General features: G+C 35.9%; 11 protein-coding genes. 6 read left to right on the top strand and 5 right to left on the bottom strand.

Features of this window, described 5'->3' with window-relative positions:
* Window positions 1-28: 28 nt before the first annotated feature.
* Window positions 29-961, bottom strand: a complete 933-nt coding sequence (locus tag LV89_RS14395) for a hydroxypyruvate isomerase family protein (RefSeq protein WP_109743612.1) — start codon at window positions 959-961, stop codon at window positions 29-31.
* A gap of 21 nt (window positions 962-982) precedes the next feature.
* Window positions 983-4,039 (bottom strand): PVC-type heme-binding CxxCH protein, encoded by a 3,057-nt coding sequence (locus tag LV89_RS14390; protein ID WP_109743611.1) that lies wholly within the window; start codon window positions 4,037-4,039, stop codon window positions 983-985.
* A gap of 176 nt (window positions 4,040-4,215) precedes the next feature.
* Between LV89_RS14390 and LV89_RS14385 the strand changes: the two genes are divergently transcribed.
* Window positions 4,216-5,301: a Tudor-knot domain-containing protein gene (locus LV89_RS14385; RefSeq protein WP_109743726.1), complete on the top strand. Its 1,086-nt coding sequence runs from the start codon at window positions 4,216-4,218 to the stop codon at window positions 5,299-5,301.
* Between the two features lie 336 nt (window positions 5,302-5,637).
* Here the strand turns inward: LV89_RS14385 and LV89_RS14380 are convergent, their stop codons facing one another.
* Window positions 5,638-6,444 carry a M48 family metalloprotease gene (locus LV89_RS14380; protein ID WP_109743610.1) on the bottom strand — a complete coding sequence of 269 codons (807 nt, stop codon included), beginning with the start codon at window positions 6,442-6,444 and terminating at the stop codon, window positions 5,638-5,640.
* Between the two features lie 351 nt (window positions 6,445-6,795).
* On the opposite strand from LV89_RS14380, the gene LV89_RS14375 reads away from it, so the two are divergent.
* The 3 genes from LV89_RS14375 (at window position 6,796) to LV89_RS14365 (ending at window position 9,530) form a co-directional block, all read left to right on the top strand.
* Entirely contained in the window at window positions 6,796-7,689 is an 894-nt protein-coding gene (locus LV89_RS14375; RefSeq protein ID WP_109743609.1) for an outer membrane protein assembly factor BamD, read from the top strand.
* Window positions 7,690-7,815: 126 nt separating this feature from the next.
* The gene (locus LV89_RS14370) at window positions 7,816-8,139 is read left to right on the top strand and encodes a DNA-directed RNA polymerase subunit omega (protein WP_109743608.1); all 324 of its coding nucleotides are present in this window, start codon (window positions 7,816-7,818) and stop codon (window positions 8,137-8,139) included.
* 464 nt (window positions 8,140-8,603) lie between these two features.
* On the top strand, window positions 8,604-9,530 hold the full coding sequence (locus LV89_RS14365; RefSeq protein WP_109743607.1) for a carbohydrate kinase family protein: 927 nt from the start codon (window positions 8,604-8,606) through the stop codon (window positions 9,528-9,530).
* Between the two features lie 108 nt (window positions 9,531-9,638).
* Here the strand turns inward: LV89_RS14365 and LV89_RS14360 are convergent, their stop codons facing one another.
* Window positions 9,639-10,781, bottom strand: a complete 1,143-nt coding sequence (locus LV89_RS14360) for a hypothetical protein (protein ID WP_109743606.1) — start codon at window positions 10,779-10,781, stop codon at window positions 9,639-9,641.
* A 346-nt stretch (window positions 10,782-11,127) separates the two neighbouring features.
* Between LV89_RS14360 and LV89_RS14355 the strand changes: the two genes are divergently transcribed.
* Window positions 11,128-11,655 carry a hypothetical protein gene (locus LV89_RS14355; protein WP_146199165.1) on the top strand — a complete coding sequence of 176 codons (528 nt, stop codon included), beginning with the start codon at window positions 11,128-11,130 and terminating at the stop codon, window positions 11,653-11,655.
* Between the two features lie 271 nt (window positions 11,656-11,926).
* Here LV89_RS14355 and LV89_RS14350 read toward each other — a convergent pair whose 3' ends face one another.
* Window positions 11,927-12,292 (bottom strand): DHCW motif cupin fold protein, encoded by a 366-nt coding sequence (locus tag LV89_RS14350; RefSeq protein WP_109743604.1) that lies wholly within the window; start codon window positions 12,290-12,292, stop codon window positions 11,927-11,929.
* Window positions 12,293-12,441: 149 nt separating this feature from the next.
* Here LV89_RS14350 and LV89_RS14345 point away from each other — a divergent pair.
* Window positions 12,442-12,685 (top strand): hypothetical protein (locus LV89_RS14345; RefSeq protein ID WP_374755147.1); only part of this gene is annotated, 244 nt, incomplete at its 3' end.

Below are 12,685 nucleotides of genomic sequence, written 5' to 3'. Positions count from 1 at the left end.
TTACTGCTTACTGCTTACTGCTTACTGCTTAAGACAAATCGCTCCAACGATAAGCTTCAATTAATTTCATTTCGCCTTCTTTTCCTTTGATAGAATTTCCGTGTTCCATGCCTAATATAAACTCTCCACGGTTAGTCGCTTTGGCTTTTTCTGCAATATGTTTGAATAAAAACTTATAATTCACTTCGCCCGTTGTAGGTTCATTACGCCCCGGTTCATCTCCAATTTGGAAATACGCAATTTCGTCCCAAGCCCAATCCATGTGCTGAGTCATGCGTCCTTCATTTCTTACCATGTGCCACATATCAAATAAAATTTTGCAAGCAGGACTATTTACGGCTTTACAAATCATGTAAGATTGGTCTGAATGACGAAGAAATAAATCTGGATTATCCGAAAGCGGTTCAAGTACCATCGTCAAGCCATGTGGTTCAAGAATGGCTGCTCCTTGACGTAAAGATTCAATGACATTTGCCGTTTGGATTCCCATCGGTAAATCTCTTTGGAAATTCCCCGGAACAACCGTCATGTATTTAGCATTACAACGTTTAGCAACTTCAACAGCTTCACGACATTTAGCCAAGAATTTCTCTCTCCATTCTTTATTTCCCGTAGCGAGCGTACTTTTAGGAGGCCAATTATCAAAACCAACCACAAAAACACCCATTGACATACCTAATTTAGCCATTGTTTCGCCGATTTTGGTTTGTAATTCGGGTGATTTTCCCATCATCCCATTGTCTTCCAAAGCTCGGAAACCCATTTCGTGCATAAATTTCAGTTGGTCGATTTCGTCTTTCCCTGCTGAGTTTTCAAACATTCCAAAATGCGGAGCAAATTTTAGTTTGAAAGCAGGTTGTGGGTTGGTAAGCGATTGACTCGGAGTAGCGTTTGTCAATGTTGGAATAGAAGCAAGTCCTGTTCCAGCCATGATACTTTTGGTAAATTCTCTTCTTAGCATGGTTTTGAGATAATTTATTATTTATTTCCGTTTCAAGCTCATCAAATACTCCACCAAGTTCACGGCTTCGTCTTTGCTCATCCCGTCCATCAAACCCGTTGGCATCATGGAGTTTTTTATCATTTTCATTGATTTTATAGCACTTGTTTTCAAGTTTTGAACTGTTCCTCCCGGCATTTTTAATACTAAATCCGTTTCGGTTTTTGACGAAATAATACCTGTTAAAGTTGAACCGTCTTTCATTTTTAATTCCCAACCTTCATAACCAAAACCGATACCTGCATCTGGATACATGATGGCTAAGTATTGTCCTTCTTTAGGTAATTTCGAGCCAATTTCTGATAATTTAGGTCCAAAATCCATACCCTCACCATTTACTTGATGACATACTGAACAGTTCGCCGCAAACACTTCAATACCTTTTTTAGCATCACCTGTTGTTGCTACTAATTCAGCCATTGGAGGAAGTTTACTTTTCGTTGTTCCACTTGTATTTCCCAAATATTTGGCAGCTTCTGTTCTTACATTTCGTCTCCAAGCTCTACTGACACCTTCCACGGCAAAAGGAATAAAATCTTTAGGAATTTTACCTTCTTTCAAATGTGCCAAAATTAAATCTTCACCACTCATGCTACCGCCTAAAAAACGGGTGCTTTCTTTACGCATCGCCATTGATTTTGTTTTGTCAAACATGATAGATTGCAATAAATCTAATGACGTTTTTCCGCCATTTCCACGAATACTTCCTAATACTTTGATGGCTAAATCTTCTTTTTTAGGATTATTAATGACTGCTTTCATCATGGCTAAGCCTTCGGGAGAATTCACTAAAATGTCGCCTGCTTCACGAGTCATTTCTCCTTTTTCAATCATCGTCATCAAACGATTATTTTCTTCTGATAAACGATAACGTTGTTGCATTACCACAAAATCTTTACTGCCAAGTGTTGCCATTAATTTAGTCAAAGCCTCCTTCGCAACGGGCGATGTTTTTACAAAATCAGCGTCTAAATGACTTAAAGCTAATTTATTAATCTGATTTTGTTCTGCTGAATTTCCCTTCAACATGGCTAATAAAGTTTCAGATTTTGATTTCCCTTTATTAAAATCAAAGGCTCTGAAATATCGTAAACGGTCTTTCAAATCTGTTTTAGCATCGGTTGCTAAACTTGCCAAAAACTTAATTGATTCGTTTGTTCTGGCACGCCAAACAATATCACGACTTGCTTCTGTTTGGGTTGGGTCAGCCACTTTTTTAAGATATGCCGCAAAACAAGCGTCCCAATTTTCAGAAGCTCCGATACCTAAAGCCTCTAAATACCAACGGTCTTTTCCGTCGTGTTGCGTTGCTAAAGTTACCCAAAGTTCTGGAGTTTCGGCTGATTTACTTCCGTGTAAAGCAATCGCACATTCTCGACGAATTTGTGGGTCTGGGTCTTTTACAAGATTTTTTAGGTATGAAATTACGTCTAATTTCAATTGACGAGCTGCCCTTAATCCTGCAATTCTCATGTCTGGATTAGCATCTGATAACGCTAATTCTGTATATTTTTTTCCGTCAACTAATTTGCACAATGCCCAAAATGCACGAGCTTTCATGCGTTGATTATCAGAATTATATACTTTGAGTAACTCGCTTTCTGATGATTTGCCGAATTTCTCTAAAGCTTGCCAAGCTAAATAACGAGTTGCAACATTTGGGCTTTGTAAAGATGCAACTGCACCCGCTGGGGTTGATAAATCCATTGCAGGAACTTTGTAAGGCGTATTTGGAGGGGCAATTCTATACACACGTCCACGCACTTGGTCGCCCGCTTGGTGACCGCCAACGCCGGGGTCGTACCAATCTGCTACAATTAATGAACCATCTGGAGCTACACAAACATCAGCAGGACGAAACCATTGGTCTTTTTCCTGTTTCATAATATTCACAATTTCAGCAGAATAACCCGCACCCGATTTTTGTACAGGATACGAACGCACCACATTATGCCCAGGTTCGCAGTGAATCATTTGTCCTTGAAAAGTTTTCGGCAATAAATTTCCTTCATAAACTATCATGCCTGTTGGTGAACCTGAGCCTGTTTGTAATAAATTTGGAACTGTACCGGGGTCATTCAAATGCCAATGGCGTTTTGGAATTTCGCTTTCGATATTGGTACGTTCTACATTCCACGAAGCATGATTCATTTCGTCTTTATAACCAAAACTTCCGTATTCCATCACGTAGTTAATTCTCACACCTTTATTACCATCATCATCATTGTCCGATTGCCACATGGTTCCGTAAGAATCTACTGCTACTTCATAATTATTTCTAAAATCATTGCCCAAACATTCCACTTCCGAGCCGTCTAAATTGCAACGGAAAACCATGCCTTCTTGATAATTTTTAGGAGAAATTTCTTTGCCAAATTGGTCTTTAACTACATTTCCTTTGGCATCTTTTAATTGTCGCCCTTCGTTTCCGAAATTGAAATACAGTTTTCCATCAGGACCAAAAACAAAGGCGTGCATACCGTGGTCGTGTTGTTCACCTTCCATGCCTTGAAAGAGAATTTCTTTTTTATCGGCTTTATCGTCGCCGTCAGTATCAGTTAATTTCCAAACATAAGGGCTTTGTGAAACGATTACGACATTGCCCAAAACGGCAATTCCCAAAGGAGCATTCAGTGATGGGTCTTGATAGAAAACCTTAGAAATGTCAGCTTTTCCGTCGCCGTCTTTATCTTCCAAAATAACAATTCTATCACCTTCTTTATGGGTTGGATTTCCCGTAATAGCAGGGCGATAGTTGTACGCTTCTAAAACCCAAACTCGCCCACGAGCATCTACCTCAATATCTGTTGGGTTCATTAACATTGGTTCAGTTGCAAAGGTTTTTACTTCTAAACCATCTGCCATTTTTACGCCCGATAATGAATTCTCTGGTAAACGTTTTTGGGATTCAGTCAAAACAGAATCGACATAATGATTGATAAACCGACTGGTAGAAGATTTTTGATAAGCCGATGAAAACAATGCTCCTCCCAATAAAATAGTAGGGATTCCGTAGCGTAGTTTTTTGGATAATTGCATAGTATTGGAAAGGTTTTTTTACAGTTTAAATAATAAAGAGGGGGATGAGGAATAATTCTACTCTCTGAAGTAAAAATAACGATAGTGTTGTAATTATCTGTCAGGTATTGAGATAGTTATTTTTGAAAATTAAAATAATAAATTTGCAAAATGATAATTTATTTCAACAATCAACAATGAAAAAACTACTGCTAATTATTCTATTATGTATTTGTTCAGATTCTTTTATGAAAGCTCAGGTTAAAACAGGTTTTGGCAAAACTTGGGTTTTTATGGTAGGTGTTTTGGAGTGGAAAGACGCCAACAGTTTTGCTTCTTTCGAGAAAAAAGACCGTCTTGATAACAAAATTTTGAAGTTTTTTAGAGAAAATGGTACTCCCGAAAATCAAATTTTGTACATAAGTGATAAACAAGCCACAACCAAAGCTGTTAGAGAAGCCTTCGTTCCTTTTCTAAAACAAGCTAAGAAGGACGATATACTTTTGTTTTATTATTGTGGGCATGGTTATAAAAACGATAAAAAGCAGGTTTGTTTTGCTAATTATCAAGGGGCGGATTGGTCTGCGGAGGAAATTGTAAAAACTGTCAACGAAAACTTTGCGGGAAATACTGCCTTTTTTACTGCCGATTGTTGTAATTCTGGAGGCTTGTCATTAGAAGCTCAGAAGTATAAAAGTAAAAATTTTGTAGCCTTAAATTCCGTCGTACCTAAAGATGTTTCGACAGGAAATTGGACTTTTTCTAACGCACTTTTATATGGTTTACAAGGACAAAGTTTTGTAGATACAGACAATGATGGAGCAATTACTTTAAACGAACTCGCCAATTATATAGACCAAGAAATGGCAATTGTAGAAGGACAAAAATCTGCGAATTACATTCCTACGAGCATGAAAAATTGGGTTGTTGCGAGTAATGTTACGAAGAAGAAAAATTCAAGAATTGGAGAAAGAGTTTTAGTAAATTATGAAGAACAAGATTGGTTAGGTTTTATCACTTCTGTTAATAAAGAAGGGCTATTTAAAGTACGTTTTTATAGTTATACCAATGATGAAACGGATTGGGTAGAAGCATCTCGACTGAAACCTTTTGTTTGTAAGAAAGATTTTGCGGTAGGGGCATCTGTAAAAGTATATTACAAAGACGATGATAAATGGTATCCTGCCAAAATTCTCAAAAAGTTTTCGTGCTTACATTATATACATTATGAAGGCTTTGGAAATGAATGGGACGAGTGGGTTTCTCAAGAAAATATTAAGTAGGAATATTTAACCATTTCTCAAACTAATAGCTGAACACGTTAATTCTGTCTTGACATTCTTAAAAAAGCCATAGGCTTGACCCATCTTGTAGCTCCGAAATTCATTTCGGGGTGAAAATTACAAAACAAGCCATTGAGTTCCGTAGGAACGGTTTAGTTTATATAAACAATCCTTTAAATATACTGTTCTTACGGAGCTTTGATTCAATTTTTGTTATTTCCCCGAAATACATTTCGGGGCTACCAAATCTCCCGAGCCTACGGCTCTTTTAAGGGCAAGTTTTAAAGAGACAAAGTAGAATTATTATGTTCAGCTTTTCTTGAAAAGTTTAAGATTTTACCATTCCAATTTTCCTGTCTTTTTATATATTTCCAAAGCCTTTTTGATTTCAATAATTCTATGGTCAGGGTCGGGGTGAGTGCTTTGGAATTCAGAAGGACGGTCGCCACCACCCGAAGCCGCTTTCAAAATCTCCATTACTTCAATCATTTTTTCTGGATTATACCCAGACTCAATCATGTATTTTACGCCAAATTTATCTGCTTCTAATTCATCATCTCTACCATATTTCATAGTTATCATTTTGCCAACGTATTGAGCAATTGCTGCCGAATTATTAGGGCTATATGGGTCTGATGTTGCGGCAACTGCTGCCCCTAAAAGCCCGTTAGTTAATTCATCTTTAGCCATTTGTTGTGCAGAATGACGACCAATAACGTGACCGATTTCATGACCTAAAACACCTGCTAATTGGTCTTCAGAACTCAATCTTTTTAATAAACCAACAGTTATAAAAATTTGTCCTCCAGGGAGAGCGAAGGCATTAACCGTTTCTGGGTCTGCTAATAAATGAAAATTAAATTGATATTCAGATTTTGCGGCATCAGAATTGGTTACCACTTTCATTCCCACATTTTTTACTTGATTTTGGGCTTCTTGATTGTTGAATAAACCGCCAAACTCTGCCGCCATTTGCGGAGCCGATTGTAAACCCATCGCTATTTCTTGTTGCGGGGTAAGTGTTACGGCTTGGCGTTTTCCCGTGATTGGATTCACTTGCATTTTTGAGTAATACGAGAAAAGAGCGATTCCCGCCATGATTAGCCCAACAATAAGGCGAGATTTTAAACTTCCTGAATTCATTAGTTTTAAAATTGGTTTTATTCTAACGAAAATTAAAAAACTATCCGCATTTTTCCAAAGAAGTGGTGATTAGGTATGAGGTAGTAGTTATCAGTTATCAGTTATCAGTTATCAGTTATTAGTTATTAGTTATTAGTTATTAGTTATAAATTATAGCAACCAATCCATGCCTACTACCTCATACCTCATACCTCATACCTACTACCTCATAACTACCTCGCACCTCCGATTTGTTAAATTTTCTTAAAAGGCATATAAACTACCATTTTCTATGCGTTTTAATGACGAAATTTGAGAATACTTAAACGCTTGATTTCCAATCTACCAATTTTTACTTAACTTTGTACCCTTATGTACAGAACTAATAAATTTTTATTGTTTATACTGTTTGCCGTAACTTTATCTGCTTGTAGCAATTTTGAGAAAATCAGAAAAATGACTGACGAGAAGAAAAAGTATGAAGCAGCAGTCAGATTCTTCAAAAAAGGGCAATACGACAAAGCAAGTATCCTTTTTGAAGAGTTATTGCCAATTCTGACGGGAACAGACCAACAAGAAGTAGCGACTTTCTACCAAGCCTATTGTGATTATCACATGGGAAGTTATGAAACAGCCAATTTCCATTTTAAAAGATTTGCAGAAACTTTCGCTCGTAGTGAATATTACGAAGAGGCAGTTTATATGTCTGCGTATTCTTTATACAAAAACTCGCCCGACTTTAATCTTGACCAAAGTGGAACGATTACTGCTATAAATGAGTTACAAAGTTTTATCAATAACTACCCTGATAGTAAATTTAGAGATGAAACCTCTGAATTGATTAAATCTTTGAGGGTAAAACTTGAGAAAAAAGCTTACGAAAAAGCTAAATTATATATCAAAACAAGTTCATTCAACATTGCAACGTTGAAGTCGGCAGTTATTGAAATTGGTAATTTTCAAAAAGAATATCCTGATTCTGAATTCAATGAAGAAATGGCGTTTTTGAAAGTACAAGCCCAATATAACTTAGCTCAAAGTACCATTGAAAGTAAACAAAGAGAACGTTATGAAGAAGCCGTTAAATATTATGAGGCTTTGATTGATAAATATCCACAAAGTGCATTCTTGAAAAAAGCAGAGAAATTGTACGATGTAAGTATTAAAGAAAGTGAAAGAATTGCGAAATTAGAAGCCGAATACAAGGCTGCTCGTGATAAAGAAAAATCAAATACTGCCAAAGTTGGGGCAGCAGATAAACAGTAAAAAAGGTGTTAGATGTTAGGTGTTAGGTGTTAGTGATAAGTGGTAAAAAAGTTTTTGAAATCTTAATTTATCCGTATCGTTAAAATTTAACCCCTAATTCCCAACCCCTAAAACCTTAAAAATAAAATGGCAACAAATCCATCAATCATTACCAGAAATGTAGCTGAATTAGCTATCAAAGCAGGAGGCAATACTTATGAAGCCGTAGCGATTATCTCGAAACGTGCCAGACAAATTGCATTGAAATCGAAAGAAGAATTGAATAATAAATTGTCAGATTTCGCTTCTTCTGTGGATAACTTAGAAGAAATTTTCGAAAACCGTGAGCAAATCGAAATTTCTAAATTCTATGAGCGTTTACCAAAACCAACATCTTTGGCTATCGACGAATTTTTAGAAGATAAATTCACATTTACATTACCAAATCAAAACGAAAAATTAGAAGAGTAGTTTTGTGTGAAAAATATAAAAAAGGCGTTCAAGTTAATTTGAACGCCTTTTCGTTTTGAAGTACCACAGGAATCCTTTCTGTAAATTGTCGCCAAGTATCAGCTTGTTTGCGTAAATGTTGTTTTATTGAGAGGGCAAAAAAACTTTTTGGGATTTTAGAAAACCCAAAAACAAGTTGAAGAAACTGTTTAAACTTTCGCTACTAATTGCCTATTATTTAAAGATGTCTTCATTCATTTTTGTCAATGTAGCTCTGCTATATGTCAAAAAATCGCTTCGACCTCTTTAAAAATAAACAAATTTTCAAAAGATACCGTAAGTTTAAAAAGCTTCATGAAGAAAAAGTAGCTAAAATGAATTGTTGAATATTTTTCATAGATTTGAAATGGAAGTTGATGATTTAGAAAGTTTTACAGAATAATCATTAATTTGCAGGCATAAACAAACCATTTTTATATCAATACATGAAAAAATATGCACTGCTTTCCGTTGGAGAATTATTAGTTGATGTTATCGGAACTGAAATTCATAATAGCATTTTAGATACCGATACTTTTGAACGTTTTCAAGGAGGAAGTCCAGCCAATATGGCGGCAAATATGGCTCGTTTGGGCATGAGTTCAGCCATTGTTTCTTGCGTTGGCAATGATAATTTAGGTGTTTTTTTGAAAAATGAAGTTGCCAAAACGGGCATTGACATTAGTCACGTAGTCACAGATGAAACCCAGCCGACAAGTATCGTCATCGTGTCTCGCACGAAAGGAACGCCCGATTTTATCGCTTACCGCACAGCAGACCGTATGATTCAGTCGCATCATATTCCAGATAATTTATTGGCAGAATCAGCCATTTTTCATACTACTTGTTTTGCTTTAAGCCAAGACCCAGCTCAAAGTGCGATTGTAGATGCCGCAAGACGTGCCAATGCTTTGGGGTGTCGGGTAAGTTTAGACGCCAATTATGCACCTCAAATTTGGCAAGACCGCAAACAGGCTTGGGAAACAATTTCAGCGTATTGTTCGCATAATGCTTTGATAAAATTGAGCGAAGACGATGCCGAAAGAATTTATGGACATAAAGTATCTGAAGAACAAGTAATTCAAGATTTTCATGCAATGGGGGCAGATTTAGTTTGCTTCACAAAAGGAGGTGACGGCTCAACGATTTCCTTCGAAAAGGGTACACACAAAATACATTTAGGTGTAAAACCAATTGACGTAATTGACGCCACAGGAGCAGGAGATGCTTTTTGGGCAGGTTTTTTAACGGCTTGGACAGAAGGAAAATCCGTAGAGGTTTGTGCCAATGCAGGCGGAAATTTAGCGGCTTTGAAATTAGTAACCAAAGGACCTTTACCTGCAAAAGTTGATAAGGCGGTTTTGTATCAATAGATTTTAAATAAAAAGTTGTGGCGAATAACATTTGCCACAACTTGAACACCATTTACTTATACCCTGATTTTACTAACAATTATTTAATGAAGGTCTTTGACTGTGTATTTATTGTATTTTAAATCTTGTACTCGGTTTTGTACTTTCTGTGATAGCTGCGATAGTATTGCCACTTTTAGTAACAATTGTAACCCCTGCTTTAACAGCTTCTGATTGAATCATTTTACTACCAATTCTTTTTAAAGTGTTGCTCATGCCTTTTACAGTATAATAAACATCGTCTCCAGTAAGGTTTTGTAATTCTATACGAAAAGTTTTTTCTGAGCTACTTTCTTTTGAAGAGCTACTTTTTGAACTGCTACTTCCACCGCCATTAAATAGATGTGCATTGGCTGCGTTAATTTCTTTTTCAGCCTCTTTTTGACCGTCAATTTTTAAATCATCACGTTTTTGAAAAGCCTTTTGGTGTGTTATGAGCATTTCATATAATTGTTCGTCGGTTAGGCTTTTGGCTTTAGCTTCTTTATCTTTTGCGTAAAGTACCATTACAGGCTCCATTTTTTCCTTAGTAACGTCGTCGGCATCTCTTCCATTTTTAGGAATATAATACAAGCCACTTCCCTGAGTTACTAAAATTAATCCTGGCTCAATTAAAACACAGTGAAGACCAGAACAATTAGCTAAAGTTTCTTTACTTTCTTTTACGTAAGAGCCATCTTTTACCACTCTTTGTTTAGCATAAAAACCATAAAATGCTCCATTGCTCAAGGTAGCGTCAAAACGTGGTTGGTTAATAGCAGAACTGATTTTTAACACTAAGTCGGCAGGATAATCATTACGACCTAATACAAGAGTTGGGATATTTTCTTCAATGCTATAACTTGGCGTGAGTTTTACTTTTACAGCATTTTGTTCTTTCTCGAAACTGACCAAAAACTTACCAATAGCTTTGTCGGGCTTTCCTTCCTGAGAACCACACACAAATAATTCACGAGTGTAGTAAATCCCCCCTAAGCCATATTTATCTTTTGTAACACCTTTATTTTCTAAAACATTTTTGGCTGCATCAGTTTGTTGTTTTTCATAAAGAGCTTTACTGGCTCTTGGAGCAGAACCCTCACCGCCTATTCCACTGGTAGCGGCTTCTGCTTTTTCTTTAAGTTTTTGAAAAAAGCCTTGTGCTAAAGTTTGTTCTGAAATGGATAGATTTAATAACAATACTAAACTTGAAATAATGTATGTTTTTTTCATGACTGTTAATGTTTTCGATAATCAATGCTCAAAATTACTCAAGCTTTCAACACCATTTTAATTGGATTTATCAAGTGTTGTTGAGCTATTATGAATTGTTGATTTGAATACATGAACCGTAAATTACCCATTTAAAATTTGAAAGTTTTGTTTGTCGTTGTTCTTTCTAAATTGGAGAAAAACCTACGAATATTAAAGGATAGCAATGTTAATCAATTGGTAGTTCGTATTGTGTTTTGTTGGGTATCACTTTTTATCAATAAGAATTAATATTGTAATGTGTTAATCGTTTAAATTTGTTTAATTTCGCAGAAATATATTTATTAATTTAAACAATTTTACATTTATGAAAAAACTAATTTTGCCTCTACTATTGATGATGATTGTTCAAATCTCTAAAGCTCAAGACTATCGCAAAAATGCTGTTTATGTTGAATTAGGAGGAAATGCACTTTTGTATTCCATTAATTACGAAAACCGTTTTGCAGACCATTGGTCAGGTAGATTAGGGTTTGGGTACATTTCTGGTAAAGGGTCTGGTGTAAATAGCAGTGGACAAGCCACAGATGTGAGTGTTGGCGTAGCTTTTATTCCTGTAATGATTAACTATTTAGCAGGAAATGGGAAAAATGGTAGATTTGAATTAGGAGCTGGTCCTTTGTTGGTGTCAGCAGGTGCAAATAGTAAAGTTGGTGGGCAAGAGTTTAATAAATCTGGCTTTGGATTTGGTGGAATTACCACTACCGCAGGTTATCGTTTACAACCTTTAGATGGCGGTTTTATGTTTAAAATTGGAATAACGCCTTTAATATTGACAAGTGCCACCGAGCCTTTTCAGATGTGGGGAGGTTTGAGTTTAGGATATTGTTTTTAGAAGTTTTTTGTCTGTATTACATTTCATCTGGTTCAAGCGTCCTCGCTTGAATTGGAAATAGTTTACTCATTTAGGCAAGATATGAATCTTGTAGAGTGAGTTTCAAGCGAATACTCCATCTGGTTCAAGCGTCCTCGCTTGAACCAAATGGAGTATTCGCTTGAAACGAAAATGTTTTTCATTTAGGCGAGATATGAATCTTGTTGTATAGTGAGGTTCAAGCGAGGACGCTTGAGCCAGAGGGCGAGATATGAATCTCGTAGAATGAGGTTCAAGCGAGGACGCTTGAACCAGATGATTCTTTTAAAAAATTGCCATCAATAATTAATAGCTTTACACTTCCAGTTGAAATAGAACGATGTGAGCTTAAATTATTTGAAACTACATAAGACATTCCTTTCGTTAAGATGAATTTTTCTCCATTTTCAAGCTCACTAATAAATTCTCCCTCTAAACAGTGTACAATATGTCCTTTCTGACACCAATGGTCTGCAATATAGTTTGCTGAATATTCTACCAAACGTATTCTGAGGGTATCAAATGCTAAAGTTTGCCAATATGCAGTGCCAGTTTCGCCTATATGTTCTGTTTTTGGTACATTAGACCAATCAATTGTTTGAAATGGTATTTTTTCCATGATATAATTTATTGTTGCAAGAAATGAAAACTACTTATTTAAAATAATCATAATATCGAATAATTTACTCTACTCTACCCGATGAAAAATTAGAATTAATAAAAAAAGGCTGAAATTTGTAGTTCTCAAGCAACAAAACCAGCCCTTTAATGAAAAATATCATCAGTAGCAAAATTAAAAATTTATTTTCAGAAATCCCATTAGCCAAGAATTTAGCCAGACAAACGTTTATTTCAGAGTTCACTCTCGGTATCATAAAAAGTAGAAATGTCCAATTCAAAGAAGTTGGATTACATTTTACAACTGACTCAAAAGTGGAGTCAAATGAAAGAAGAATACAAGCATTTTTTAAAGATTTTGAATTTGACTATCAACAAGTTGCTATCCTTTTAG

Source organism: Arcicella aurantiaca, assembly GCF_003148625.1.
Lineage (GTDB): Bacteria > Bacteroidota > Bacteroidia > Cytophagales > Spirosomataceae > Arcicella > Arcicella aurantiaca.
This window is presented reverse-complemented; position numbering and strand designations above follow the sequence as displayed.

What these genes read in the sequence shown, in the direction of transcription:
- LV89_RS14395 (WP_109743612.1), bottom strand. Translation starts at nt 961, where the DNA reads ATGCTAAGAAGAGAATTTACCAAAAGTATCATGGCTGGAACAGGACTT.
- LV89_RS14390 (WP_109743611.1), bottom strand. Translation starts at nt 4,039, where the DNA reads ATGCAATTATCCAAAAAACTACGCTACGGAATCCCTACTATTTTATTG.
- LV89_RS14385 (WP_109743726.1), top strand. Translation starts at nt 4,216, where the DNA reads ATGAAAAAACTACTGCTAATTATTCTATTATGTATTTGTTCAGATTCT.
- LV89_RS14380 (WP_109743610.1), bottom strand. Translation starts at nt 6,444, where the DNA reads ATGAATTCAGGAAGTTTAAAATCTCGCCTTATTGTTGGGCTAATCATG.
- LV89_RS14375 (WP_109743609.1), top strand. Translation starts at nt 6,796, where the DNA reads ATGTACAGAACTAATAAATTTTTATTGTTTATACTGTTTGCCGTAACT.
- LV89_RS14370 (WP_109743608.1), top strand. Translation starts at nt 7,816, where the DNA reads ATGGCAACAAATCCATCAATCATTACCAGAAATGTAGCTGAATTAGCT.
- LV89_RS14365 (WP_109743607.1), top strand. Translation starts at nt 8,604, where the DNA reads ATGAAAAAATATGCACTGCTTTCCGTTGGAGAATTATTAGTTGATGTT.
- LV89_RS14360 (WP_109743606.1), bottom strand. Translation starts at nt 10,781, where the DNA reads ATGAAAAAAACATACATTATTTCAAGTTTAGTATTGTTATTAAATCTA.
- LV89_RS14355 (WP_146199165.1), top strand. Translation starts at nt 11,128, where the DNA reads ATGAAAAAACTAATTTTGCCTCTACTATTGATGATGATTGTTCAAATC.
- LV89_RS14350 (WP_109743604.1), bottom strand. Translation starts at nt 12,292, where the DNA reads ATGGAAAAAATACCATTTCAAACAATTGATTGGTCTAATGTACCAAAA.